This window comes from Asticcacaulis sp. MM231, from assembly GCF_964186625.1.
Lineage (GTDB): Bacteria > Pseudomonadota > Alphaproteobacteria > Caulobacterales > Caulobacteraceae > Asticcacaulis.
This window is the reverse complement of the sequence record NZ_OZ075108.1, coordinates 1,541,241-1,568,056: the sequence shown is the minus strand read 5'-3', so window position 1 is coordinate 1,568,056 and position 26,816 is coordinate 1,541,241. Positions and strand designations below refer to the sequence as shown.

General features: G+C 60.0%; 24 protein-coding genes. 16 read left to right on the top strand and 8 right to left on the bottom strand.

Annotated elements, in window-relative coordinates; translation table 11 throughout:
• Window positions 1-80 precede the first annotated feature (80 nt).
• Entirely contained in the window at window positions 81-1,406 is a 1,326-nt protein-coding gene (locus ABQ278_RS07660) for a lytic murein transglycosylase (RefSeq protein ID WP_349321952.1), read from the bottom strand.
• Between the two features lie 263 nt (window positions 1,407-1,669).
• Between ABQ278_RS07660 and ykgO the strand changes: the two genes are divergently transcribed.
• From ykgO to fdhD, 9 genes are all read left to right on the top strand, one after another.
• The gene (ykgO, locus tag ABQ278_RS07655) at window positions 1,670-1,795 is read left to right on the top strand and encodes a type B 50S ribosomal protein L36 (protein ID WP_006274063.1); all 126 of its coding nucleotides are present in this window, start codon (window positions 1,670-1,672) and stop codon (window positions 1,793-1,795) included.
• A 204-nt stretch (window positions 1,796-1,999) separates the two neighbouring features.
• Window positions 2,000-2,278, top strand: coding sequence for a DUF2312 domain-containing protein (locus ABQ278_RS07650; protein ID WP_349321951.1), 279 nt, complete (start codon window positions 2,000-2,002; stop codon window positions 2,276-2,278).
• Window positions 2,279-2,421: 143 nt separating this feature from the next.
• A complete protein-coding gene (locus ABQ278_RS07645; protein WP_349321950.1) occupies window positions 2,422-2,772 on the top strand; it encodes a hypothetical protein in 351 nt (116 codons plus the stop codon).
• Window positions 2,750-3,505 (top strand): hypothetical protein, encoded by a 756-nt coding sequence (locus ABQ278_RS07640; protein WP_349321949.1) that lies wholly within the window; start codon window positions 2,750-2,752, stop codon window positions 3,503-3,505. The genes ABQ278_RS07645 and ABQ278_RS07640 overlap by 23 nt, the downstream gene beginning before the upstream one ends.
• Window positions 3,498-4,514, top strand: coding sequence for an endo-1,3-alpha-glucanase family glycosylhydrolase (locus ABQ278_RS07635; RefSeq protein WP_349321948.1), 1,017 nt, complete (start codon window positions 3,498-3,500; stop codon window positions 4,512-4,514). The genes ABQ278_RS07640 and ABQ278_RS07635 overlap by 8 nt, the downstream gene beginning before the upstream one ends.
• Window positions 4,515-4,673: 159 nt before the next feature.
• Window positions 4,674-6,047 carry an MFS transporter gene (locus ABQ278_RS07630; RefSeq protein ID WP_349321947.1) on the top strand — a complete coding sequence of 458 codons (1,374 nt, stop codon included), beginning with the start codon at window positions 4,674-4,676 and terminating at the stop codon, window positions 6,045-6,047.
• Window positions 6,044-8,380 carry a GH36-type glycosyl hydrolase domain-containing protein gene (locus ABQ278_RS07625; RefSeq protein ID WP_349321946.1) on the top strand — a complete coding sequence of 779 codons (2,337 nt, stop codon included), beginning with the start codon at window positions 6,044-6,046 and terminating at the stop codon, window positions 8,378-8,380. Before ABQ278_RS07630 ends, ABQ278_RS07625 begins: the two co-directional genes overlap by 4 nt.
• 105 nt (window positions 8,381-8,485) lie before the next feature.
• Window positions 8,486-10,765, top strand: coding sequence for an FdhF/YdeP family oxidoreductase (locus ABQ278_RS07620; RefSeq protein WP_349321945.1), 2,280 nt, complete (start codon window positions 8,486-8,488; stop codon window positions 10,763-10,765).
• Window positions 10,765-11,574: a formate dehydrogenase accessory sulfurtransferase FdhD gene (fdhD, locus tag ABQ278_RS07615; protein WP_349321944.1), complete on the top strand. Its 810-nt coding sequence runs from the start codon at window positions 10,765-10,767 to the stop codon at window positions 11,572-11,574. Before ABQ278_RS07620 ends, fdhD begins: the two co-directional genes overlap by 1 nt.
• A 12-nt stretch (window positions 11,575-11,586) precedes the next feature.
• On the opposite strand, the gene ABQ278_RS07610 is transcribed toward fdhD, so the two are convergent.
• Entirely contained in the window at window positions 11,587-13,215 is a 1,629-nt protein-coding gene (locus ABQ278_RS07610; RefSeq protein ID WP_349321943.1) for an NAD(P)/FAD-dependent oxidoreductase, read from the bottom strand.
• Between the two features lie 210 nt (window positions 13,216-13,425).
• Window positions 13,426-14,643 carry a glycoside hydrolase family 27 protein gene (locus ABQ278_RS07605; protein WP_349321942.1) on the bottom strand — a complete coding sequence of 406 codons (1,218 nt, stop codon included), beginning with the start codon at window positions 14,641-14,643 and terminating at the stop codon, window positions 13,426-13,428.
• Window positions 14,644-15,007: 364 nt separating this feature from the next.
• Between ABQ278_RS07605 and ABQ278_RS07600 the strand changes: the two genes are divergently transcribed.
• The 4 genes from ABQ278_RS07600 (at window position 15,008) to pncB (ending at window position 19,036) form a co-directional block, all read left to right on the top strand.
• Window positions 15,008-15,883, top strand: coding sequence for a UTP--glucose-1-phosphate uridylyltransferase (locus tag ABQ278_RS07600; protein WP_349321941.1), 876 nt, complete (start codon window positions 15,008-15,010; stop codon window positions 15,881-15,883).
• Between the two features lie 106 nt (window positions 15,884-15,989).
• The gene (locus ABQ278_RS07595) at window positions 15,990-17,492 is read left to right on the top strand and encodes a phosphomannomutase/phosphoglucomutase (RefSeq protein ID WP_349321940.1); all 1,503 of its coding nucleotides are present in this window, start codon (window positions 15,990-15,992) and stop codon (window positions 17,490-17,492) included.
• 2 nt (window positions 17,493-17,494) lie between these two features.
• Complete coding sequence (locus ABQ278_RS07590) at window positions 17,495-17,731, top strand: DUF2188 domain-containing protein (protein ID WP_349321939.1); 237 nt, start codon at window positions 17,495-17,497, stop codon at window positions 17,729-17,731.
• Window positions 17,732-17,734: 3 nt separating this feature from the next.
• Window positions 17,735-19,036, top strand: a complete 1,302-nt coding sequence (pncB, locus tag ABQ278_RS07585; protein ID WP_349321938.1) for a nicotinate phosphoribosyltransferase — start codon at window positions 17,735-17,737, stop codon at window positions 19,034-19,036.
• Between the two features lie 21 nt (window positions 19,037-19,057).
• Here pncB and ABQ278_RS07580 read toward each other — a convergent pair whose 3' ends face one another.
• From ABQ278_RS07580 to ABQ278_RS07570, 3 genes are read right to left on the bottom strand one after another with little or no spacing between them, the layout of a single operon-like run.
• Window positions 19,058-19,954: a hypothetical protein gene (locus ABQ278_RS07580; RefSeq protein ID WP_349321937.1), complete on the bottom strand. Its 897-nt coding sequence runs from the start codon at window positions 19,952-19,954 to the stop codon at window positions 19,058-19,060.
• A 29-nt stretch (window positions 19,955-19,983) separates the two neighbouring features.
• A complete protein-coding gene (locus ABQ278_RS07575) occupies window positions 19,984-20,250 on the bottom strand; it encodes a TrmH family RNA methyltransferase (protein ID WP_349321936.1) in 267 nt (88 codons plus the stop codon).
• Window positions 20,219-20,746 (bottom strand): hypothetical protein, encoded by a 528-nt coding sequence (locus ABQ278_RS07570; RefSeq protein ID WP_349321935.1) that lies wholly within the window; start codon window positions 20,744-20,746, stop codon window positions 20,219-20,221. Before ABQ278_RS07570 ends, ABQ278_RS07575 begins: the two co-directional genes overlap by 32 nt.
• A gap of 250 nt (window positions 20,747-20,996) precedes the next feature.
• Here ABQ278_RS07570 and ABQ278_RS07565 point away from each other — a divergent pair, with 250 nt between their 5' ends.
• From ABQ278_RS07565 to ABQ278_RS07555, 3 genes are all read left to right on the top strand, one after another.
• Complete coding sequence (locus ABQ278_RS07565) at window positions 20,997-22,397, top strand: glutamine synthetase family protein (RefSeq protein ID WP_349322121.1); 1,401 nt, start codon at window positions 20,997-20,999, stop codon at window positions 22,395-22,397.
• 140 nt (window positions 22,398-22,537) lie between these two features.
• Window positions 22,538-23,812 (top strand): FAD-binding oxidoreductase, encoded by a 1,275-nt coding sequence (locus ABQ278_RS07560; protein ID WP_349321934.1) that lies wholly within the window; start codon window positions 22,538-22,540, stop codon window positions 23,810-23,812.
• A gap of 159 nt (window positions 23,813-23,971) precedes the next feature.
• Window positions 23,972-24,994: a methyl-accepting chemotaxis protein gene (locus tag ABQ278_RS07555; protein ID WP_349321933.1), complete on the top strand. Its 1,023-nt coding sequence runs from the start codon at window positions 23,972-23,974 to the stop codon at window positions 24,992-24,994.
• 7 nt (window positions 24,995-25,001) lie between these two features.
• Here ABQ278_RS07555 and ABQ278_RS07550 read toward each other — a convergent pair whose 3' ends face one another.
• A complete protein-coding gene (locus ABQ278_RS07550) occupies window positions 25,002-25,349 on the bottom strand; it encodes a hypothetical protein (protein ID WP_349321932.1) in 348 nt (115 codons plus the stop codon).
• Entirely contained in the window at window positions 25,346-26,752 is a 1,407-nt protein-coding gene (locus ABQ278_RS07545) for an aspartate aminotransferase family protein (protein WP_349321931.1), read from the bottom strand. The genes ABQ278_RS07550 and ABQ278_RS07545 overlap by 4 nt, the downstream gene beginning before the upstream one ends.
• Window positions 26,753-26,816: the final 64 nt, after the last annotated feature.

Below are 26,816 nucleotides of genomic sequence, written 5' to 3'. Positions count from 1 at the left end.
TTTACAAGACACGTCGCATCAGCGACGGCGGGCGCTTGCCCTTGCCAAAGCGATGCCGCTTTGGAAGATGATGACCTTGACTATGTCGCCGACCGCAGCGCCGGCGTGCCGCCTTGCGACACGACGAACTGGTTGGCAAGATCGAAGCTCAGATAGCCATCCGCCGTCAGTTGATTGGCGCGCTGCCAGTCACGGATAGCCTGACGGGTGCCGACACCGATCACGCCGTCGATCGTGCCCGGATCGAAGCCCGCCGCTTTCAGCGCTGCCTGCGTCTTGAGGCGTTGATCGAGGCTAAGTGGCGGCTCAACCGGCCATGGTGTCACCAGCGGCGGACGACCGGCGATGCTATCGGCGATCAGCCCCACCGCCAAAGCGTAGGAGGTCGAGTTGTTATATTTACGGATGACATAATGATTGGGCAAGGCGAGGAAGGCGGGCCCCTTCGCGCCCGAAGGCAGCAGGATCTTGGCCTGTTCGCCGGTCTCGGCAGGTTTCCAGTAACCGCCATCGGCGCGCTTGACGCCAAGCGCCGCCCATTCCAGCGGAGTCTTGCTGGCGGTTTCGGCGAGGTAATAGTCAAAGCCCACCGGCAGCATGATCTCGACGGCCCACTCCTGTCCCGGCTTCCAGCCCGCCTTGGCGAGCAGGTTCGCCGATGAGGCCAGCGCGTCGGAATCGGAATTCCAGATATCGACCTTGCCGTCATGATCGCCATCGACGCCAAGGCGCAGGTAATTGTCGGGCAGGAACTGCGTCTGCCCCATCGCGCCGGCCCACGAACCTTTCAAAGTATCGCGGCTGATGCCGGAATCACGCAGGATGGTCAGGCAGGCGATCAGTTCGCTTTCGGCCCAGTCACGACGGCGGCCATTATAGGCCAGCGTTGCCAGGGCCGACACGACATCTATATTGCCCTGCACGCGGCCCAGATCGCTTTCCATGGTCCAGATGCCGCCGATCAGTTCCGACGGTACGCCATAGGCGCTGACGATTTCGCCGACGTTAGCGTTGGCGTCGAGCCTGGCGCGCGCCGCCTGCGCCCGCGAAGCCGAGACCGAGGCGCGCATGTAGGAACTGGCGGGTTTGGAAAACTCCGGCTGCTGCGAATCGGATGAGGTGACACTGGCCTGCGGAGTCACATTGCTCAGAACCTGCGCCACGAACAAAGGATCGAAGCCTTTGGCGGTCGCCTTGGCGATAAAGCTCTGCTTCCAGTCATCGAATGTGGCGTTGGCCGGCAGGGGCGCCGCGGCCGGGCTGGCGGGAATTACGGCCTCACTGGCCGAAGACGCTGCGGAAGACACTGCCGGCGGCACGGGCGCCTGCGTTACGTTTTCCGGCTGCGACACCGCCGTGGTGCAGGCGGTCAGGACAACGAACAGACTGGCATAACGTAACCGCATGGTAGGCACCTTTGTAGACTATAGAAGGACTAAACCTCATTGCGTTCGTCTTTCCAAGCCCTTAAAAGTCTCACTTTCCCGTCAATCACCTGTGTAAAACGAGAAAATGCCGCAATCGGCCGCAAACCGGCCAAATCGTCATTGACAATATTCTGCCTCTCCCCTAGATACCCGCCCTCTAACGAAGTTGACCCATGCGTGCGTCCGGTTCTGGTTGCCCTGTGTTCGCTTTAACCGTCATTTTAAAGATCAGGTGAAAACCAATGAAAGTCCGCAGCTCGCTCAAGTCGCTCAAGGGTCGTCACCGCGATTGTAAGATCGTGCGTCGCAAGGGCGTCGTCTATGTCATCAACAAGACCGATCCGCGCTTCAAGGCGAAGCAAGGCTAAGCTTGTTTGAGGCCACTATCGTGGCTTTGACATGACACATCGAACAACGCTTAAGGCTTATGCTTTAAGCGTTTTTTCGTGTTCGGACGGGGCCTTGCGCGTCACTTTAATCCACAGCCTAGGCCGACTTATCCTCAAGGCAGGCGTTGAGAAGCTGATTCGCAAGCGCTATGGTTAAGCCAACAGTTTCACAGGATATCCCCCATGGCCGATGACGCCCCCCTCTCCTTTTCCGCCGACGACGTCATTTCCGGCGCCGCTCAAACCCGCCTGCGCACCATCATAGAGCGTATCGAGCGCCTTGAAGAAGACAAGGCCGGCATCATGGGCGACATCAAGGAAGTCTATGACGAAGCCAAGGGCGAGGGCTTCGACGTCAAGATCCTGCGCAAGGTCGTTTCCCTGCGCAAGAAGGACAAGGTCAAGCGCGATGAGGAAGAAACCATCCTCGATCTGTACCTGACCGCGATCGGCGAACGTTAAAAGCCAGTTGACGACGTATCAAGCCATCCCCATGCTTAACCGCATGAGGATGGCTTTTTCATGCGTGGTGAGTGCCGATGGCTTTTAAAACGCCGTCCAAAACCGGCATGACCAGATCCAGGCCCTTACAAAGCAAAACTGGTTTGCAAACGCGCAAACCGTTGCAGGCCAAGGCTGGCTTCACCGCCAAACCGGCCTCGCCCCTCGATCAGATCAAGGCGCAAAAGAAGGCTCTGCAGGCCGCCACGATCCGAGCCCTGGAAAAGGCCAGACGCGAGGCCGCCGAACAGGGTGTCGATCTCTCGGAGTGGGAAAACGAATTTATCGAAGGCGTCAGCGAGCGCGTCAAAACCTATGGCCGTGCCTTCGCCGATCCGGACAAGGGCGCGATAAACGGCACGCTCTCCCTGCGACAGGGACAAAAGCTCAAGGAAATCCGTAAGAAGGTGCAAGCCAAGGGGGCACAGAAACATGACGAACCCGGAGAAGAATGATGGCCTTACCATCGCGGCTATCGCCACAATGGCTGCACTCACGGTCACCTTCGTGCACGAAGGTCTCGGCCATGGCGGCGCCTGCCTGACCCTGGGTGGACGCATTACACAACTGAGCTCTTCGCTTTTCCATTGCGACACGCCTTCGCCATGGATCGATCCGGCCGGTCCCTTAGCCAATCTGGCCTTGGGCACCCTGGCGCTTATCTTGTCACGACGGGTGACCTCCACACCCTGGCGACTGTTTTTCATACTGATTACCGGCTTCAGCTATTTCTGGGAGGGGGGCTATCTGGTCCAGGCGATGGCCACAGCCAAAGGCGACCTTTATTTCACCGGCCACAATTTTATCGGCGAACCGTCTTTGTGGTGGCGGGTGGCTGGCGGCCTTCTTGGCGCATTGCTGTATCTGCTCACGATACGTCTCACCTCACGCGCACTTCTGAATCTGTGGCCGCAAAAGACCGCGCGCCACGTCGCCCGCATCGCCTGGTGCGCCGCCACACTGGCCACGGTGGCCGCGGCCCTTACCTATCATGGCGGCATGGGTCAGAACCTGCACGACACCTTCACGGAAATCGGCCTGGCCAGCCTGCCTCTGCTGATCATTCCGCTACGCGCCCTAAATCCGCCAGCGAAGGTTGCTGTCATGGAGCGCAAGCCGCTTGCCCTCGTTGTGGCCGCCGTCATCTTTATCGTTTTCACGCTCACACAGGGGCATGGCCTTGGTTAAACCGTCTCGTCGTCACCTGCTGACCGGCTTTGTCGCCACGGCTCTTTGGCCAAGGCGCGCCCTGGCGCAAACCCGCGCCCAGCGCGAAGTGCTCGTCTTCTATTACGGCTGGTACGGCACCAGGGTGCGTTCCGGCGCAGATATTCATTGGCTCAACCCTGATCCTGCACGTGAACGCATCGAGGATGCGCCCAACTATCCGGTGGGTGGTCCTTACGACAGTCTCGATCCGGCGATAATCGACCGTCAGATGGCGCAGATGAAGGCCGCTGGCATCACCGGCCTGATCGCCTCCTGGTGGAGGCAGAATGATCGCACCGATCAGCAGTTTCCGCTGCTGCTCAAAGCCGCCGAGGCGCACGGCCTCAAGGTCTGCTCCTATGTCGAACAGGCGGAAAGCGCCGAAAAGGTCGCCGACGACGTGCTGTACCTGCACAGGCAGTATGGCCAGCACCCGGCTTTGCTGAAACTCGACGGCAAGCCCGTCATCATGCTCTTCGACCGGTTGATGCAGGTGATCGGGCTCAATGGCTGGGTGAAAGCGCGCCGCCTGATCGATCAACAGGTGCCTAACGCCATCAGCTTTGTCGGCACCGCCAATACACTAAAGGAAATCAGCGCGCGCAAGAGTGCCTTCGACGGCCTGCACATCTATTCGATGCAGTTCGAGACCGCCGACCACCACTGGATACCCTCCCTGTGGCGACCGGCGTTTTACAGGGATTGGGTGAAAGCGCAGGCCGGCGCCAAAGTGACCACCGCCACCATCCTGCCAGGTTTCGACGACCGCCTGCAAAAAGACCGCACCGGCCGGCGCCCCACCGTGAAGCGCGAGGACGGTGGACCGTTCCGTCGTCAGTGGAAGGCCGCCATTGCCGCCAAACCAGACTGGATTCTGATTGTGTCGTTCAACGAATGGCATGAGGCCAGCCAGATCGAGCCTTCCACCGCTTTTGGTATGCGTGAATTGCAGACTGTCAAAGACATGAGCGCGCAATTTAGACACTGACCTCCAAATCCTTTGCGGATTTGGCAAGGGCTACCGCCCGCCGACGCCAATGCGTCGAGCCTGCGCAACGTTTGAGCGCGTTTCAAGCGCAATTCATGAGGTGACAGCGCTTTCCCCTGTGCTAAACCTGACTTAATAACATTATAAAAGTTGGGAAGAATGACAAACGCGACGCGCACGGCGACACAACCGGGCTGGCTGGAGAAAATCACCTATGGCTTCGGTGATTTCGGCTTCAACCTCTACTGGACAACCATCAGCGCGTTTCTGCTGATCTTCTATACCGATAGTTTCGGGCTGAGCGCCGCCGCGGCCGGCACCATGCTTTTGACCACCAAGTTGGTCGATGCCTGCGTCGATCCGATCATGGGCGCGGTCTCCGACCGGACGCGCACCAAATGGGGCCGGTTTCGCCCCTGGCTGGTATGGGGGGGCGTACCGCTGGCGCTATCGGCCGTCGCCACCTTCACGACGCCTGATCTGGCCGAGGGCGGTAAGCTGATCTACGCCTACCTGACCTTTGGGCTCATGATGGCCCTCTATTCCGTGGTCAATATTCCCTATGGCGCGTTGTCCGGCGTGCTGACCAACAATCCGCAGGCCAGAACCCAGATCAACAGTTTCCGTTTCGTCGGCGGCTTTCTTGGCGGCACCTTCGTCACCTTTATGACGCCCAAACTGGTCAAGTGGCTGACCGCACAATATGGCAACGGCAATGAGGTCATCGGCTGGCAACTGACCCTGGCGCTCTATGGCGTCGTCGCCTGCCTGATCTTTTTCGTTCTGTTCCTGACCGCGCACGAACGCATCGAGCCCGTCGCCGAGGTGCAGGTCAGCCCGCTTAAAGACATTGGCGATCTGGTGAAAAACGGCCCATGGCTGATCATGTTCGTGCTGGCGCTTGTCATCATGATCACGATCTCGACGCGCATGGGCGCCAGCGCCTACTACATCAAATACTATGTCGGTAAACCCGAACTGGTCGGCAGCTTCCTGACCGTCTATGGCTTCGCTCTGGCAGCCGGATCGCTGGTCACGCCCCTGCTCACGCGCTTTATCGACAAGCGCCGCCTGCTCATCATCCTGATGGTGCTGGTCGGCGTCCTGTCATCGCTGTTCTTCTTCATACCCAAAGACCAGATCGGCCTGATGTACACCCTGCAGATCGCCATCGGTCTGTGCCTGGGGCCCAAGTCGCCCCTCACTTTCTCGATGTATGCCGATTGCGCCGACTATAACGAATATAAGACCGGCCGCCGCGCCACCGCCATGACCTTCGCGGCCGCCACCTTCTCGCAGAAGCTTGGCGGAGCGCTGGCCTCCTTCGTCATCGCCAGCGTACTGGCAGGCCTCGGTTATGTCGCCAACCAGGCGCAGAGCGGTGCCTCGCAGACCGGTATCGTGCTGTTGATCAGCGTGGTGCCCGGCGCCCTTGCCCTTCTCGCTGCCGTCATCATGTGCTTCTACAATCTCAACGATTCCCGCCTGGCCCAGATTCAGGCGGCGCTTAGCGAACGAAAGTCCAAACTGTGAGCCTGATCGATTTCGACGCCGACCGCTGCGTCCTCAGCAGCCCTACCGCCATGCCGCTGGCCGCCGGCTTCCTGTGGAACCCGCATATGATGATCCATATGACGGCGCGCGGTTACGCCACGGCGCAGTTCATGCAGCCGGAACCGTCGAAATATGCCCGCGCCCAGATCATGGAGGCCAAGCACTTCATGCTGCCGGAACAGGGCACCTATGCCCATCACCCCGGCCGCTTCTTCTACGTCAAGGACCGCGAAACCGGCGCGCTGTTTTCGGCCCCCTATGAGCCGGTGCGCGCGCCCGTCGAGGCATTCGCCTTCGAGGTGACGCCGACCAGCCTGCACTGGACCGTCACCCGCCCGGGCCTGCGTATCGAATTGACCTTGACCCTGACGGTCGATGACGCCTGCGAACTGTGGGAGGTCCGGCTGATTAACAGCGGCGCACGCCCTCGCAATGTCAGTTTTTACCCCGCCTTCCCCATCGGCCTGATGAGTTGGATGAACCAGTCGGCAAACTATCACACCGGCCATCAGGGCATCGTCGCCGACTGCGTGACCGCCTATCAGAAGATCGAGGACTACTTCAAAAACAAGAACCTCAAGGACAAGGTGTTTCTGCTCAGCGAACAAACGCCTCTGGCCTTTGAAACTCGGCAGGCGCGCTTTGAAGGCGAAGGAGGCCTGCACAAGCCCGACGCCGTCATGGCCGAGCAGATGGGCGATGGCGTGGCGCTTTATGAGAACCCGATCGCCGCCCTGCAATTCGATCATGAGCTGGACAAGGGCGAAAGCGTCACACACCGCTTCCTCTTCGGACCGGCCTTTGACGACACCGAGATCACACGCCTTAAAACCCGTTATCTGTCACAAGACGGCCTCGCCACAGCGCGTGCAGAATATGCCGTCTATATGGCGGCCGGCGCCAAGTCCATCAATATTGATTCAAGCGATCCGCAGCTGGATGCCTTCGTCAATACCTGGCTGCCGCGCCAGGTCTATTATCATGGCGACACCAACCGCCTGAGCACCGATCCGCAGACGCGCAATTTCCTGCAGGACGCCATGGGCAGCGCCTATGTCAGTCCGAAGACCGCGCGCAAAACGCTTTTGAAAGCCCTGTCGCAACAACATGCCAATGGCTCCATGCCTGACGGCATTACGCTCTATGACGGCGCCGAGCTGAAATACATCAATCAGGTGCCGCACACCGATCACAGTGTCTGGCTGGCCCTGTTCCTCGAAGCCTATCTCGATGAAACCAACGACTATGCCGTGCTCGATGAGTTGGTGACCGATAAGGAAACCCAGACGGCTAGAAGCGTGCGCGATCGTATTTCCGCCGCTAATCAATGGTTGATACAGGCGGTCGATCATCGTGGCCTGAACTTTATCGATCAGGGCGACTGGAACGATCCGATGAACATGGTCGGCTGGAAGGGCAAGGGGGTTTCCGGCTGGCTGACGCTTGCCACCGCCCACTCGCTTCGCCTGTGGTCGCAGATCCTGGAGCGTGACGGCCGTGATGGCTCTGCTTTCGCCAAGGCTTCGCAAGCCTTCAATGACGCCATGAACACCCACCTATGGGATGGTGACTGGTACGGGCGCGGCATCACCGATGACGATGTCAAGTTCGGCATCAAGACGGATGTCGAGGGCCGCATCTATCTCAACCCGCAGAGCTTTGCGCTGATGAGCGGCGCGGCCGATGCCGACAAGCAAAAGCGCATGGTGGCGGCGGTCGAAGACCAGATGGAAACGCCCTATGGCGTCGAGATGATCGCGCCGGCCTATACGCACATGCGTGAGGATGTCGGCCGTCTGACGCAGAAATTCCCCGGCGTGGCCGAAAACGGCTCGGTCTATAATCACGCCGCCGTCTTCTACATCTATTCATTGTATCAGGTGAACGAAACCGAAAAAGCCTTTGAATTATTGCGCAAAATGCTGACAGGACCGAACGATGAGGACTACCTGCGACGTGGCCAGATGCCGGTGTTCGTGCCCAACTATTATCGCGGCGCCCATCGCCAGCACCCGGAAGCCTCCGGCCGCTCGTCCCACCTGTTCAACACCGGAACGGCCTCGTGGCTCTACCGCAGCCTCATAGAAGGCCTGTTCGGTCTGAAAGGCTGCCGCGAAGGCCTGCGCATCGCGCCGCAACTGCCGGCGAGCTGGCCCTCCGCCCGCGTCACGCGCCACTTCCGCGGCGCGACGTTCGAGGTCGAGATCACCCGTGGCACACCGGCCCTGAACGTTGATGGTGAGATCGTGACGGGCAAGCTTATCCGCGACATTGTGGCCGGTAAAACCTATCAGGTCAGCGTCACGATTTAAGGCCGCCATCCTCTCGCGATCCATTTGACGCTAATTAATACCACAGGACAGGTGGAAACGCCTGTTGGTTCGGCGTAGTCTCGCACGGCAGAGTGAGGAGTTGTCATGTCGGACAAAGGCATTCGTGAATACCATGCGCCGGCCGGCGGCTGGGGCGCCCTTCGGGCCGTGGCGCGCACCATACGTAGCCAGATGGACGCCGTGTCCGGCTCCAAAACCCTGTTGCGTAACAATCAGCCGCATGGCTTTGACTGTCCGGGCTGCGCGTGGCCCGATCCCAAACATACATCGGCGTTTGAATTCTGCGAAAACGGCGCCAAGGCCGTCACCTGGGAAGCGACGAAAAAGCGCGCCACGCCGGAGGTCTTCGCTCAGCACAGCGTCAGAGAGTTACTGACCTGGCACGACCACGATCTTGAAAACCTCGGGCGCCTGACCCACCCGATGATCTATGATCCGGCCACCGACCATTATGTCGAAATCAGTTGGGACGAGGCTTTTCAACGCATTGCAACAGCCCTGAACGCCCTGCCTGATCCCAATATGGCGGAGTTCTATACCTCGGGTCGCGCCTCCAACGAAGCCGCCTTTCTCTATCAGTTGTTCGTGCGCGCCTATGGCACCAACAACTTCCCGGACTGCTCGAACATGTGTCACGAGGCCACCAGTGTCGGTCTGGCGCAGGTGATCGGTCTGGGCAAGGCGTCCGTGTCGCTGGAAGATTTCGACCATGCCGACGCGATCTTTTCCATCGGCCATAATCCCGGCACCAACCACCCCCGCATGATGACTACACTGCGCGAGGCGTCAAAACGCGGCGCGCCGATCGTTGTGTTCAATCCACTCAGGGAACGCGCGCTGGAACGGTTTGCCGCCCCGCAATCGCCGGTGGAGATGGCGACCCTGACCTCGACCCCGATTGCCAGCGACTACCTGCAGCTCAAGGTCGGCGGTGACATCGCCGCCCTCAAAGGCGTAATGAAAGCGGTCATCGCGCTCGATGACTCCGAAATCGCGGCCGGCGGCGACGGTGTGCTGGATCGGGCCTTTCTGGCCGAACATACCACCGGCCCCGAGACGCTTATCAACGATCTGCGCGATACACTCTGGCCCGATATAGAAGCCGCTTGCGGCCTGACTCGCGCCCAACTGGAACATGCCGGCGCGATCTATGCCAAGGCTAAATCTGTCATCGTCTGCTATGGCATGGGCGTAACCCAACACAGCAACGGCACATCGGCGGTTCAGCAAATCTCCAACCTCCTGCTCCTGCGGGGCAATTTCGGACGCCCAGGCGCCGGCATCTGTCCGTTGCGCGGCCATTCCAATGTACAGGGTGACCGCACGGTCGGCATCGATGAAAAAGCGCCAGCACCTTTGCGCGAAGGCATCAAGCGCGTTTTCGGCTTCGATCCGCCGGTGGCGCACGGCCATGATGCTGTAGCAGCCATGGAAGCCATGGCGGAGGAGCGATCGAAAATCATGATCTGCCTCGGCGGCAATCTGGCAGTGGCCATGCCTGATCCCGCGCGCAGTTTCGCCGCCGTGCGCAGCCTCGATCTGGCGGTTCACATCGCCACCAAACCCAACCGCTCGCATCTGTTGCTGGCGAAGGATAACCTGCTGCTGCCCTGCCTTGGCCGTACCGAGATGGATATACAGGCGTCAGGACCACAATCCGTCACGGTCGAGGACACCATGTCCATGGTGCACGCCTCGACCGGCAAGTTGCCGCCGCCCTCCGAGCACGTTCGCTCCGAACCGGCGATTGTCTGCGCCATGGCCAGGGCCGTGCTGGGTGACAGGTATAACATCCCCTGGGAAGCCTATGCCGATAATTATGATCTGATCCGCGACGCCATCGCCGATGTGCTGCCGGCTTTCCACGATTACAACGCCCGCATCCAGGTGCCGGGTGGCTTCCGCCTGCCGATAGGCCCGGCGGAGCGCGTATGGAAAACCGCTTCGGGCAAGGCGGAGTTCCGCGTTTTCGCCGGATTGAATGTCGAGACGGTCGAGCACGATCCGGACGTCCTGACCCTGACGACGCTTCGCAGCCACGATCAGTACAACACCACCATCTACGGCCTCGATGACCGTTACCGTGGCGTCTTCGGTCGCCGTGACGTCGTGTTCATGAACCCGGACGATCTGGCGGCGCGCGGGCTGGTCACGGGTGATGTTGTCGATCTGTCATCGGTCGGTTCGGACGCCGTACTCAAGGGCTATTCCGTCGTCAGCTACAACATTCCGCGCGGCTGCGCCGGCGCCTACTACCCCGAAGCCAATGTGCTGATCCCGCTGTCACGCCACGACAAGACGAGCGGGACGCCCTCTTACAAGTCAATACCGATCAAGGTGACACGCGCCACGGAAACCGCGTGATGCCCGACACCCTGCCGCCGCCTGCAACCTCCGTCGCCCATATCCGGTGGTTCGAAACCGCCCGCCACGGCCGCCGCGACATAGCCGAAGAGGTGCCCGTCGCCCTTGTCTATGATGCCTCGACCGAAGCGGTGATGATGGCAACGCCGGCTGATCTGGAGGATTTTGCCTATGGCTTCAGCCTGAATGAGGGTCTGATTTCCGAGCCGACGGATATCCAGCGCCTGGATATCGTTTCAGGCCCGGATGGCATCGAAGCGCGCATGTGGCTGACGCCGGACAAAAGCCGGCGGCTGACGGCGCGGCGCCGCAGCCGCACCGGCCCAACGGGTTGCGGCCTGTGCGGGATTGAAAGCCTCGAAGACGTTCTGCGTCTGCGGGGCGAACTGCCCCCTTCCGAGTTACAATTGTCGGTTGTGGACATTATGAGTGCCGTCGAGAGCCTTGAAAGCCAGCAACCGCTGGGCCAGCAAACACGCGCGGTCCACGCCGCCGGCTTCTGGACGCCAGAAGGCGGGCTGATCGCGACCCGCGAAGACGTGGGGCGGCACAATGCGCTCGATAAACTGGCAGGCGCTCTTGCGCGCCAGGCCACAGATCCCAACCGCGGTGCGATCGTGCTGACCAGCCGCGTGTCGGTCGAGATGGTGCAGAAGGCCGTTGCCATGGGCGCGCCGATCCTCATCGCCATTTCCGCGCCGACCGCGCTGGCGCTGCGCACCGCCGAAGCGGCCGGCCTGACCATCGTGGGCATAGCCCGCCACAATGGTTTTGAGGTCTTCACACGAACCGAGCGCATCGTCTTTTAGAGCGCGCTGCCTTTAGGGAGCAACCTCCACCCATTCCTGCGCCACAGCCTCGGCGATCTTGATGCCGTCAATGGCCGCCGACAGGATGCCGCCGGCATAGCCAGCGCCTTCGCCGGCCGGATATAGCCCCTGCATGTTCAGGCTCTGCATATCCTTGCCGCGCGTAATGCGGATGGGGGATGAGGTGCGCGTCTCCACGCCGGTCATCATGGCGTCCGGATGGTCGTAACGCTTGATCTGGCGGCCGAAGATCGGCAGCGCCTCACGCATGGCGGCGATGGCGAAGTCAGGCAGACAGGCGCTGAGATCGGTCAGGTGAACGCCCGGCTTATACGACGGCATAACCTCGCCAAATTCGGTCGAGGCCTGGCCTTTGAGGAAATCTCCGACCTTCTGACCCGGCGCCTTGTAGTCCGAACCGCCAGCCACAAAGGCCAGCAATTCCAGTCGGCGCTGCAATTCAACACCGGCCAGCGGGTGGCCAGGATAATCGCGCTCCGGATCGATGCCGACGACAAAGCCGGCATTGGCGTTGAACTCCTTGCGCGAATACTGGCTCATGCCGTTGGTGACGACGCGGCCAGGTTCCGAGGCCGCCGCCACCACGCGCCCGCCAGGGCACATGCAGAAGCTGTAGACCGTGCGGCCATTGGCGCAATGGTGCGACAGGGTGTAGGCCGCCGCGCCGAGATCGGGGTGACCGGCGCATGCCCCAAAGCGCGCCTGATCGATCCAGGACTGCGGATGCTCGATGCGGACGCCGATGGAAAACGGCTTGGCCTCGATAAAGACGCCGCGTTCATGGAGCATCTCAAACGTATCGCGGGCGCTATGACCGACCGCCAGAACGACCTGATCGGCTTCGAGATAGCCGCCCCCATGGAGATGAAGTCCGCGCACGCTGCGTGTGCCATCGGATGCGACATGGATGTCGATATCGGTGACGCGAGTCTGCCAGCGATATTCGCCCCCCAAGGCTTCGATGGTCCGGCGCATATGCTCAACCATGGTGACCAGACGGAAGGTGCCGATATGCGGATGGGCCTCGGTCAGGATTTCCGGCGGGGCGCCGGCCTTGACGAATTCGGTCAACACCTTGCGGCTGAGATGCCGCGGGTCCTTGATCTGGCTGTAGAGCTTGCCGTCGGAAAAGGTACCGGCGCCGCCTTCGCCAAACTGGACGTTGGATTCCGGCTCAAGCTCGCCACGACGCCACAACCCCCAGGTGTCCTTGGTGCGCTCACGCACCACCTTGCCGCGATCAAGGATGATCGGCTTGAGCCCCATCTGGGCCAGGATCAGCGCGGTGAAGATACCGCAGGGGCCTGCGCCGATCACCACCGGGCGCTGTTTGCCGCTGTTGGCCAGCGTGGTGCCGATAAAGCGATACTCAGTATCCGGCGTGATCCGCACGCTTGGCTCATGGCTCATACGCGCCAGAACCTCGGCTTCGTTCTTTAGCGTCACGTCCACCGAATAGATCAGCAGGATCGCCGACTTCTTCCGCGCATCGTGGGCCCGGCGCACGACCTCAAACGCCATCAAATCTTCAGGCGCGATGTTCAGGCGTTGACAGATGGCCGCGGGCAAGGCCTCGGGCGCGTGATCGAGCGGCAACTTCAGTTCGGTGATACGGAGCATGGCCGTGCTTTAGCGGCAATACCCCCGCCACGCAACCGAACGCAACGGGATTTATCCACGCTCATGCACCCCCTAGGACTAAACAGACACAGAACCGCATTTTATCTGGAGAGCCTTGCAACGCCCAAGATAAGAAGAAATAGCTCTTACCGCGCGTGCAGCGCTGCGCCCCTCCCCACTGAAAGCTTTAAGGGCGAAGCAGGCGCTCCCTTAAACCGTTGGCGTGATGCGGATCATGACCACGCCGTGTGGCGCGACCTCGGCGCTGTAACCGCTCTTGACGCCCTTCTTCACCTGTTTCGACCACAGGTCCTTGACCGTTGCCTTCATGCCCGCCGGCAATTGCAGGGCTTCCCAATCGACCGACATGGTTTTGGCTTCCGCGCCACGATTGAACAGCACCACGGCGCGATCACCACCGCTAAGTGGACGCACCCAAACCTCAAGATCGCCATTCTGGCTGACGCGACGCCCCTGTTGGCCCAATTTGTCCTGATCGACAGCGATGACGTCTTTATTGGTCAGGATATACACCGTCGCCTTGTCCATGGTCGAGAGGTCGTTACCGGCGATCAGGGGCGCTGCCAGCATGGCCCACAATGAGAAGTGCGACCGGTATTCCACGTCCGTCATGCCGCCGTTACCGACTTCAAGCATGTCCGGGTCGTTCCACTGATTAGGCCCCGAATTCTTCCACAGGTCGGCGTTGTGGTCGAGTATCCACAGGAAGCCGTGGCTGTAGCCTTCGTCCTTGTCCCAGGAATCGCGGATGTCGCCGGTGGTACGCCACAGATGGCCGGCCCCCGCCGCCCATTCCGCCGGCTTGTTATCGCCCCACTCACAGATCGAGAACACGATATCGCGGCCGGAAGCGCGCAGGGCTTTGGCCATAAGGGTATAGGCGGCCTCGGCATTGCGCGTGCCGGTGTAGCACCAGTCATACTTGACATAGTCAACGCCCCAGGACGCCCAGGTGCGGGCATCCTGAAACTCATAGCCCGCCGAACCCGGACGGCCACCGCAGGTCTTGGCGCCGGCATCGGAATAGAGACCGAACTTCAGTCCCTTCGCATGAACATAATCGGCCAGATGCTTGATGCCGGACGGAAAACGCTCCGGATCGGCCTGAATGGTGCCATCGGCGGCGCGGTCCTTCTGCCAGCAATCATCGATAACGATATACTGGTAGCCGGCGTCCTTCATGCCGGAAGCCGCCATGGCATCAGCCACGGCGCGAATCCTGGCCTCGTCGATATTGCAGGCGAACTTGTTCCACGAATTCCACCCCATGGGCGGCGTCAGCGCGATCTGCGGCTTCGGCGCGTCAAGGCCAAGCGTTTCATGGCCTGAGACGTGCCCTGCCATCAAGGCCGGGGGCATCAGCAGGGCGGCGATTAGCCCACCACGCCATTTTGTCATGAAATCCATAGGTCTGCTCCCAAATATGGCCAGAAAAGCCTGTTTTTTTTATTCATAAATAATACAATGGATGACCTTGCAAGGGCTAAAGCCAGGCACATCTGATTAAATACAACAAATTTTATTATTCACGGTGCGAGTCAGGAGCCTGTCGCGCAAGCTTTATGATTTATCTTTAAAATTTCAGACGGATCGGCTAATTTTTAGCCCATTCACAGCTCTTAAATAATCATGATATAGGTGAATCGTATCAGAGGGCTGTTGCTTTTTTGTGCAACTGCACACTAACGTGTCACCGGGGAACGGGGCGCTGGTTTATCACCTGAGGCGAAACACCTGAAAAGGGGTTGGCTTCACTTGCTTCGAGGTTCATGTGTCACAAAAGCGCGTTCGTAAAGCGGTCGTACCGGTCGCCGGTCTCGGCACCCGTGTCTTGCCCGGTACCAAGGTGGTTCCCAAGGAACTGCTCAATGTCGTTGATCGCCCTATTCTCTCCTATGTGGTCGCTGAAGCGCGCGCCGCGGGCATCGAGCACTTTATTTTCGTCACCGGCCGCGCCAAGGGCGCCATCGAGGACTATTTCGATCACCAGATCGAACTGGAAGCTCAACTCGCCGCCAAGAACAAGATCGCCATTCTCAACGAGCTTCTGGCCGAACTGCCCAAGCCCGGCGAGATGAGCTTCGTGCGCCAGATGCAACCGCTGGGTCTTGGTCACGCCGTCTGGTGCGCCCGTGATATCGTTGGTGACGAGCCCTTCGCCGTCATCCTGCCTGATATGGTGATGGACGCCGAGGTGCCGGCGCTGAAACAGGCGATCGACGCCCACGAGCAGGTCGGCGGCAATATCATTGTCGTCGAAGCCGTGCCGCACGACCAGACGCATCAGTATGGTGTGGTCGCTCTGGAAAGCCAGAACGGCCGCCTCAACAAGATGACCGGCATGGTCGAAAAGCCCTCCAGGGGCGCCGCGCCTTCCAACCTGATTGTGTCGGGACGCTATATCCTGCAGCCGGAAATCTTCGCGCTTCTGGCCGATCAGGAAAGGGGCGCCGGCAACGAGATCCAGCTTACCGATTCGATGTTCCGCCTGATGGAAAGCCAGGATTTCCATGCGCTCGAATATGACGGCGTCACCTATGACTGCGGTGACAAGATCGGCCTGCTGCGCGCCAATGTAGCCCTGGCGCTGAAAAACCCCGAACTCGGCGCGGCTGCGCGTGAAGCACTTCTGCCCTTTTTCCAGTAAAGCTTGCCGGCTCAACCTAGGGCCTCAAACATCGCTTTGCATCTTTATATTTTTACATGGCATAGGGGGTTCATTCTCCATGCCAAACCTTCTGAGGACTGCCTGAATGACCATGCTGCCGAAAGCCGCCATTCCCGAAAACAGCTACGATTTTGAGACTATCCCGCTCGTCAAGGCGACCGGTTTCCGCGAATATGACGCGCGCTGGGTCTTCGGCAAGGAAATTAACCTGCTCGGCATTCAGGCGCTGGGTCTGGGTCTTGGCACCTACATCTATGAGCGCGGCGTCACGCCTAAGCTCGTCACAGGCCACGATTTCCGCTCCTATTCAACCAACATCAAGAACGCCCTGATCCTCGGCCTGATGCAGGCCGGTATCGAGGTCATCGATATCGGTCTCTGCCTCTCGCCGATCGCCTATTTCGCCCAGTTCGATCAGGACGCGGCCTGCGTCGCCATGGTCACGGCTTCGCACAATGATAACGGCTGGACTGGCGTGAAAATGGGCTGCCAGGCGCCGCTCACCTTCGGCCCGGAAGAAATGACCCGCCTTAAGGAAATCGTCCTGGGCGGCCTCGGTGTCGAGCGTCCGGGTGGCAGCCTCAAGCAGGTCCAGGGCGTGCAGCAGCGCTACATGGACGAAATCTCGTCGAAGCTGCACCTGAAGCGCAAGCTGAAGGTGGTTTGCGCCTGCGGTAACGGCACGGCCGGCGCCTTCGCCCCGCAAACCCTGCGTGCCATGGGCGCCGAGGTCATCGAACTCGACACCAATCTCGACTCGACCTTCCCAAAATATAACCCGAACCCTGAAGACCACGAAATGCTGCTCGACATGGCCAAGGCCGTAAAAGAACACGGCGCCGATCTGGCGCTGGGCTTCGATGGCGACGGCGACCGCTGCGGCGTGGTCGATGACGAGGGCAATGAAATCTTCGCCGACAAGATCGGCCTGATGCTGGCGCGCGACCTGTCGGACATCTACAAGAACGCTACCTTCGTGGTCGACGTCAAATCGACCGGCCTCTACGCCACCGATGAGATTCTGAAAAAGAACGGCGCCACCACCGTCTACTGGAAGACGGGGCACTCCTACATCAAGCGCAAGACCGCTGAACTGAAGGCGCTGGCCGGCTTCGAAAAGTCGGGGCACTTCTTCCTCGCCGAGCCGATTGGCCGCGGTTACGACGATGGCCTCAAGGCTGCCGAAGCCATTCTGGCCATGCTCGACCGCAATCCGGGCAAGAAGCTTTCTGAACTGAAAAATGCCCTGCCGGTGGCCTATACCTCGCTGACCATGAGCCCGCACTGCGGCGACGAAGTGAAGTACGAAGTGCTGGAACGCATCGTCAAGGAATACGAAGAGCTGCTGGCCGCTGGCGGTTCGATCCTCGGCCGTAAGGTGACCGAAGTCATCACGGTCAATGGCGCCCGCGTCCACCTCGAAGACGGCTCGTGGGTTCTGGTCCGCGCCTCAAGCAACAAGCCGGAACTGGTTGTCGTCGTTGAATCCCTGCGCTCGGAAGACGATATGCGCGACCTGTTCCGCAAGGAAGTGAAGCCGCGCCTGGCCAAGTATCCGGAAATCACGGATTACAATCAGGAGATCTAGGGATGAAGGTCATCTACAAGGTCGTTCAGCACGACGGCGGCTGGGCCTATCAGGCCGACGGCACCTACTCCGAAACCTTCGCCAGCCACGATCTGGCGCTGGCCGCTGCCCGCAAGGTCGCCCGCGAACAAACCGCGCCGGGCAGCGACACCGGCATTTCTTACGAAGACACCAACGGTGTCTGGCATGAAGAACTGGCGCATGGTGGCGCTCGCCCGGAGACGTCGGTCGAAGGCTGATCCATGGCCGTCACCGATATCGCCTCGCGCACCTATGACCATAACTGGCGGCTCGATCCGATCGTGCGCAGCCTGCTCGATACCGATTTCTACAAACTGCTGATGTTGCAGATGATCCGGCACCTCTACCCAGAGGTGCCGGTGACGTTTGGTCTGGTCAATCGCAGCAGCGTTCGCATTGCCGACGATATCGACGAAGGTGAACTGCGCGCCCAGCTCGATCATGCCCGAACCTTGCGCTTTGCGCCTAAGGAACTGATCTGGCTGGCCGGTAACACCTTCTATGGCAAGACCCAGATGTTCAGCCCGGACTTCATGACCTGGCTGAAGGACTTTCGTCTGCCGGATTACGAGCTGCGCAAGGTCGATGGCCAGTACAACCTGCACTTCCATGGCCCGTGGACGCACACCACCCTGTGGGAAATCCCGGCGCTCACCATTATCAACGAGTTGCGTTCCCGCGCCGCCATGCGCGGTCAGGGCCGGTTCGCGCTTGATGTGCTCTATGCCCGCGCCAAGGCGAAACTGTGGGGCAAGGTCGAGCGCCTAAGCGCCCTACCCGATCTCGTTGTGTCCGATTTCGGCACCCGCCGGCGCCATTCCTTCCTGTGGCAGCGCTGGTGCGTCGAGGCGCTGAAAGAAGGCTTAGGCAAGCGCTTTATCGGCACCTCCAATGTGCTGCTGGCCATGGACAACGACCTCGAAGCCATCGGCACCAATGCGCACGAACTGCCGACGGTGCTGGCAGCGCTGGCCGATGATGACGCTGGCGTGGCTTCGGCACCCTATCGCGTGCTGGAAGACTGGCAGGCGCACTACGACGGCAATCTGCGGATCGCCCTGCCCGATGCTTTCGGCACCACCGCCTTTCTTGAACGCGCGCCGGACTGGCTGGCGGCATGGACCGGCTTCCGGCCGGACAGCGCCCCGCCGATCGCCGGCGGCGAACAGATTATCCAATGGTGGCAATCGAAGGGCGTCGATCCGCGCGAAAAATTGCTGATCTTTTCCGACGGCATGGATGTCAACAGCATTGAAGTGACCTACCGCCATTTCCATGGCAGGGTGCGGATGAGTTTTGGCTGGGGCACCAATCTGACCAATGATTTCCGTGACTGCGCGCCATCCGGCGGCCATGGCCTCGATCCGATCTCGCTGGTCTGCAAGGTGACCGAGGCCGATGGCCGGCCGGCGGTCAAGCTGTCAGATAATCCGGCCAAGGCCACCGGCGCACCTGCCGAGATTGCGCGTTATCTGCGCATCTTCGGCAAGGCCGGCCGCACGGTGACGCCCGTCACCGTATAACGCCTTTCAGCGGCGGTAGTGTTACCTTTTGGCAGCTTTATCCATTTCGGCTTTTTGAGGCTCCCAGTATTGCCGGCTTTCTTCGATTTCTTTTTTAATATCTTCAGATTGGCAGAACGCTTTGCCAAAATCCGTCAGCGTCTCGGCGGTGAAAAAACACTGCGATGCCGCTTCTCGCGGCGGAATCATATCGAGCGGTTCCGCTGAGGAGTCTTTGCGCGAAATTACCACGCGCAAACGCTTGATGTAATCAAGCATGTTCCAACGGGTGCCCGCTTCTTCATTGAGTTTTTTAATCAGCTCCGGATCATCAGGGAGGCCCTTCGCCAAGGCATCAAGCGGCAAGGCATCGAGTGTGGATGCCGCTGTGTCGAAGTCACCGAGTTCCCGCCACGCATTGGCGGCCCGCATTTGCAGGACTATGCTGTCCATTTTTTCAATTTTCACAGGTGTTGTAGCGGCGATTTGCGCAAATTCGCGGAGATAACCCGCGCGTGCCGGTGAACCATTGCTTTCAGTCCACGCCGCCTGAAGCACCATCCACGGATACGACTCCGATTGCGGCTTCAAGGACTTTTCCAACCAGGCGGCTCGATAAACTTGAGGTCTGTCCATTAAAGCCAGATAGCCGGGAGACTGTAGAAGCGTCTTGAGGTTGCCGATCTCCTCAGGTGTAAACTCCCGATACACAACAAGATAGTTGTCCGGACATTCAGGCATCGGCGTCACCGGCATGGGAGAATAAGGCCTGCCATCGGGACGTGATCCCCAGTAGGAATTCGACCCTATGGCCTGATATTTGAAGGTTTTCCCACCCACAGGACACTTCATTTCCGCTGGGAAAAAGGTCGTTGCACCGACAGTACCAACACATGATAAAGCGGCAAGCACAGCCGTCACGCAGATAAAGTATTTCATAGTCCCTCCCCTTTTTGAGAAGGATAATCCTACCGGCACATGTGGTAAAGGACAATTCCGCTGGTGCTGCCCACATTCAGACTATCGAAGCCGCCGCTCATCTCGATGCGCACCGTCGTGCAGACGGCCATAACCTCAGTTGAAAGCCCCGGTCCTTCGGCGCCGAATAGCATGGCGGATCGCGCGGCTGGCCTGACCTCATCCAGCGTCACCGCGCCGGATGGGCTAAGCGCGTAAGGCGTCAGGTCGTGGGCGCGCAAGGTCTCAAGCAGAGTTTTGACGCGATAGTGCGGCACCTGCAACACGCCGCCGACACTGACGCGGATGGCTTTCCGGTAAAGCGCGTCGCAGCAGGTGGAATTCTAGAATCACCGCATCGACGCCAAAAGCCGCCGCGTTGCGCATCAGTCCACCCATATTGTCGGTATTGGCGATTCCGGACAGCACCACAACCCGCACACGCTCGCCCGCCAGTATCTCGCTCAGCGACTTCGGCGGCGCATAACGTCCCAGCGCCAGATAGCCGCGATGGATCGGAAAGCCCGCCAGGTCATCCATCAGGTCTTGCGCCACGACATAGACCGGAGCCTCAGGCAGATGCGCCAAACCTTTCAGACGCTCCGGCGTGGTCAGGACACTGACGGTCTGCGCCAGAGGCGACGAAAACAGGCGCTCCAGCACCACCTTGCCCTCGGCCATGAAAAGTCCCTCACGGTCGGTCAGGTCGCGGTCCTTCACATCGCGGTAAAGGTCAAGGCGTTCATCATGCGGGTCGGATATCTCAATGATCATCCGTATCCCCTAACGCCCGCGTCGCGGGCAGGCAAGCCGGATCACGGGCGACTCACGAAACAGCCGCTTGCCAAGGCTCGAAAACGCGCATATTGTGATCACAATTCGTCAGAATACCCCGGCGGCCGCTTAAAACTCATGGCCGTGGACCTCGTCGCGCTTTTGTCATTTCCAAAAGCGTTCTGGCTGGTTTCTGATCCATATGACCAATAAGCCATAAAGACGATTCAACATGTCACACGACAACTACATGAAATCCAAGAGCAAACGTAAGGTGACGTTTGCCAAGCGCGGCGCGAAAGATCTGGAAGAGGCGCGCGCCTGGCTCGCCAGCCAGAATATCGAGGAAATCGAGTGCATGGTGCCCGATCTCGCCGGCGTGGCGCGCGGCAAGATCATGCCGTCGAAGAAGTTCCTCAATACCCCCTATATGAACCTGCCGCTGGCGGTTTTCTATCAGACCATCACCGGCGACTACCCCGATCTTGAGGGCGTGGTCGGCACCGTGCAATCCGACACCGACATCTTCCTCAAGCCCGATTTCGCCACCCTCGCCGCCGTGCCCTGGGCGCATGACCCGACCGCGCAGGTGATACACGACGCCTTCCATCCCGATGGCCGTCCGGTCGAGGAAAGCCCGCGCCAAGTGCTGCGCCGCGTTCTGGGCTATTACGAAGCCAAGGGCTGGAAGCCGGTGATCGCGCCGGAACTGGAATTCTATCTGGTCGAGAAGAACATCGACCCCGACTATCCGCTCAAGCCGCCGATCGGTCGCTCCGGCCGTCCGGAAACCGGCCGTCAGGGCTATTCGATCTCTGCGGTCAATGAATTCGATGCCCTGTTCGAGGACATGTACGAATATTCCGAAAGTCAGGGGCTCGAAATCGATACCCTGATCCACGAATCCGGCGTGGCGCAGATGGAAATCAACCTGCTGCACGGCGATCCGCTTGAACTGGCGGATCAGGTTCTGATGTTCAAGCGCACCATCAAGGAAACCTCGCTGGAGCACGATATCTACGCCACCTTCATGGCCAAGCCGATGGCCAATGAGCCCGGATCGGCCATGCACATCCACCAGTCGATCGTCGATGCCAAAACCGGGCAGAACCTGTTTTCCAATCCGGAAACAGGCGAACCCACCCCGGCCTTCTTCAACTTCATCGCCGGCCAGCAGAAGTACATGCCGGCCATCACCTCGCTGCTCGCGCCTTACGTCAACTCCTATCGCCGCCTCGCCAAGGGCTCCGGCGCCCCGGTCAATACGCAGTGGGGCTATGACAACCGCACCGCGGGCCTGCGCGTACCGCCCTCCAACCCCGCCAATCGCCGCCTTGAAAACCGGATTCCGTCATCCGATGCCAATCCGTATCTGGCCATCGCCGCTGTGCTCGCCTCCGGCTATCTCGGCATGGTCGACAAGATGACCCCCGCCGATCCGGTCGATAAGGACGCCGCCACCTTGCCGCAAGGCGACCTGCCCTATTCGCTGGTACAGGCCATTATCAAGCTGGAGCGTTCTCAGCCCATCATTGACATTCTCGGCCCGCAATTTGTCACCGCCTATTCGCGCGTCAAGCTGCACGAGTACGAGACGTTCATGCAGACCATCAGCCCGTGGGAACGCGAATTCCTGCTGCTGAATGTGTAAGTAAGCAGCCCCTCACCCCAGCCCTCTCCCCGTTAAAACGGGAGAGAGGGGGCATACGGCGCCATACTGCCCCCTCTCCCTGCCTGCGGGGAGAGGGCTGGGGTGAGGGGCAAAACGGCTGAACGAAGAGCCGAATTTTCATGAAAAACACCGGCCATCCTTCCGATTCCTGGTACGCCGCCACCGCGAGCGCCCCCGCCTACCACGCGCTCAGCGGCGCGCACCACACCGATGTCTGCATCATCGGCGGCGGCTACACCGGGCTTGGCGCCGCCATCGAACTGGCTGGCAAGAAGATCGACGTCACCGTGCTCGATTCGGCGCAGATAGGCTCCGGCGCCTCTGGTCGCAACGGCGGGCAGATCCATACCGGCCAGCGCGTCGATCCGGAACGTCTGGAAGCCCTCTTCGGCGCTGATCAGGCGCGCCAGCTCTGGGACATGTCGGAAGACGCCAAGACCAGCCTGTATGACCTCATCCGCACCCACGGCATAGACTGCGACCTCAAGCCCGGCCTTGTCCATGCCTGGCACAAACCTGCCTATGAACCCGATGATCGGGCTTATGTCGATTTTGTCGCCAGATACGGCTACGACAGGGTTACCCTGCTCGACAAGGTGCAGGTGGCCGACGAACTCGGCACCGATGTCTATTACGGCGGCACGCTCGATCGCGGGGGCGGCCATCTTCATCCGCTCAAACTGGCGCAAGGCCTGGCGCGCGCCGCGACAGATCTCGGCGCCCGGCTGTTCGAGAATAGCCACGTCATAAGTTACCGCAAAATAGCCAAGGGCATCCATCTGCATCTCGACAACGGCGCCACCGTCACCTGTCAACGCCTGCTGATCTGCGGCAACGGCTATATGGAAGGCCTGTCGGAGGAAATCGACAGCCATGTCATGCCGATCAACAACTTCATCCTGACCACTGAACCGCTCGATGATCCCGCCATCCTGCCGAACGATTACGCCGCGGCAGATTCGCGCTTTGTCGTCAATTACTGGCGTAAGACGCCCGATAACCGGCTGTTGTTCGGTGGAGGTGAAAACTACACGCCTTGGTTCCCGAAAGACATCAAGGCCTTCGTGCGCAACAATATGCTGAAGGTTTACCCTCAGCTTGGCGAGGTCAAAATCTCGCACGGCTGGGGCGGCACCCTGGCCATCACCATGAGCCGAGCGCCCTTCGTACGCAATCTGGTACCCAATGTCTACGCCTCGGCCGGCTATAGCGGACAGGGCGTGGTGCTGGCGCCCTATTTCGGCCGTCTGCTGGCGCGCGCCATCACCGGTAATGACCATGATGTCAGCCTGTTGAGCCGCCTGCCGACACCAGCCTTCTTCGGCGGCCGCCTGCTGCGCTGGCCGGCCCTCGTCGCCGGCCTAAGCTATTACGCCTTGCGCGACCGCCTGTAAGATGAGACCACTTCAAACCAATTGAGCAAATAGTTGCCTGTGAGATCAAATCGACGGCATACTTCGACACATTGCGTTACATTCAGGGTAAAATTCAGACACCATTAACTGAATTGCGGCATCCAAAACCGGTTATTATCTACCGGCCTGGGAGACGTCATGCAAACGGTCAGCGTTCGCGACATTATCGAGCACACGGCTAAGGCGAAGTCGGTGACGTCGGAAAACCTGCGCGATATCAAGGGTGTGACGGGCATGTTGCGCATTCTGGCGCTCAACGCCCTGATCGAAGCCAAGCGCGCTGGCGAAATGGGCGCCGGTTTCGCCGTGGTCGCCGACGAGGTGCGCCAGATATCCACTCAGGTCGAGACCATCACCAACATCATGGCCACGAATCTGGGCCACGAAATCGCATCGCTTGAACGGCTGACCGAAGACATGGCGCGCCAGAACCAGGGTGCGCGTCTGGTCGATCTGGCGCGCAACGCCATCGAACTGATCGACCGCAACCTCTATGAGCGCACCTGCGATGTCCGCTGGTGGGCGACCGACGCCGCCATGGTCGAGGCCGCTGCCGATCACGCTCGTCATGGCCATGCCTCGCGCCGCCTCGGCGTTATTCTCGACGCCTATACGGTCTATCTCGATCTATGGTTGTGCGATCTGAATGGCAACATTATCGCCAATGGCCGACCGGACCTCTACAGCGCTAAGGGCGCCAATGTCGCCTCAGGCGCCTGGTTCACGCGTGCCCGCAAACTGGCCAGCGGCAATGAATTCGCCGTTGCTGATATCTCGACAGAGCCCTTGCTCAACGGCGCACAGGTCGCCACCTATGCCACCGGTGTGCGTGCGCATGGCGATGCGTCTGGCGAATTGCTCGGTGTTCTGGGCGTACATTTCGACTGGCAGCCACAGGCGCGCGCCATCACCGAGGGCGTGCGGCTTTCCGAAGACGAGCGCAAGCGCACTCGCGCCCTGCTGGTTGATGCGCAAGGCCTGATCATAGCGGCTTCCGATGGCCGCGGCATTCTGCAGGATCGCATAGCCCTGCGCAGCGAAGGCCGCGTGTTCGGGCATTATACCGAAGCCTCAGGCACCATGATCGCCTATCATCGCACACCCGGTTACGAGACCTATGCCGGGCTCGGCTGGTATGGCGTCATCGTGCAAAAGCCCTGAGACGGACCTATTTCTGAAGCGTCATTTGGTCAAGCGCATCGCTGAGGTGACAATTGACACCCGGCTTGACGTCATCGATCGCCATAACAGTCAGGATATAGGTGTCGCCCTCTTCCTCGACGGATCCAAAGACCGAGGCCTGCGTCGGCTTGACGATATCGCGTTTCAGCCAGTCAGCGACCGGCGCGTCATCTTCGGAATCATCACGCAGTTCATAACGGGTGTCGCCAAGATCGCAACGCGACAGGATCAGCTTGCCGCCGTCCTTTTCCAGAGTGCCGAAAAAAATATCATGCGCCGATGCGCTGCCGGCAAGCAGCAGACCGGCGACGACGAGCCCTGCGACACGCATCATAAGGCGCGCAGGATCGGTTCGGCTTCGTTGAGCGACTTTTCGATGGTATCGACAATCTGGTCGATCTCCGCCTCTGTGATGATCAGCGGCGGACACATGACGATGGAATTGCGGATGCCACGCACCATCAGCCCGTTTTTGATGCAAAGATCGCGCACGATCGGACCGGCGGTACCCTCCGCGCCCTTGAAGCGTTTGTTCGTACCCTTTTCAGACACGATCTCAACGGCGCCGATCAGGCCGAGCGACCGGGCTTCGCCCACCAGCGGATGCGCATCCAGACGCTTCAAAGCCTTGGCGAGATAGGGGCCTGTCACGTCGCGCGTGCGCTCGATCAGGCCTTCGTTTTCCATGATCCCGATATTGGCCAGAGATACGGCGGCACAGGTCGGGTGGCCGGAATAGGTATAGCCGTGGACAAAATCACCGCCCTTTTCCAGCAACACATCGACGATCTTTTTTGACACGCCCACGGCCGAAATCGGCAGATAGCCCGACGACATGCCCTTGGCCATGGCGATCAGATCCGGCTTGATGCCATAATGCTGATGGCCGAACCAATGGCCGAGACGACCAAAACCGCAGATGACTTCATCACAGATCAGCAAGATGCCATATTTGCGGCAGATGGCCTCGACCTTTGGCCAATAGGAGGCCGGCGGAACAATAACGCCACCGGCGCCCTGCACCGGCTCACCTATAAAGGCGGCTACCTTTTCCGGCCCGACGGCCAGGATGCGCTCCTCGATCGAATTGGCGACGCGGGTGGCGAAGGCGTCCTCATCTTCGCCGAAGCCTTCGCCGAAGTGGTAAGGCTGCTCGACGTGTTCGATGCCGGGAATCGGCAGGCCGCCTTGAGCGTGCATGAAGGTCATGCCGCCGAGCGAGGCGCCGGCGACGGTCGAGCCGTGATAGGCGTTCTTGCGCGAGATAAAGACGGTGCGTTCCGGCTCACCTTTGAGCTCCCAGTAATAACGCACGAGACGGAAGATGGTGTCGTTGGCCTCGGAGCCGGAGCTGTTGAAGAAGACGTGAGTCAGATCGGGGTTCGACAGGGCCATCTTCTCGGCGATCTTGGCAGCCAGTTTGACCGGCGGCGGCGTCGCCGTCTTGAAGAAGGTGTTGTAGTAGGGCAGTTCCAGCATTTGCTCATAGGCGACGCGGGCCAGTTCCTCGCGGCCATAGCCGACATTAACGCACCACAGGCCGGCCATGCCGTCGAGGAGGGACTTGCCCTCAGCGTCGGTTATGAAGACGCCGTCGGCGCGGGTGATGATGCGCGAGCCGCCCAGTTCATGCTGGAGCTTGTAATCGGATTGCGCCGGCAGATGGTGCGCCATGTCGAGCTTCTTCAGCTCGTTCATGTCATAGTTGCGCACAGGCGGTTTTGCGGGAGCGTTCATGCGGAAATTCCTCGAAGCGGGCTCGCTCAGCCTTAAAGCGGCAGCGATAGCGATATGATTACCG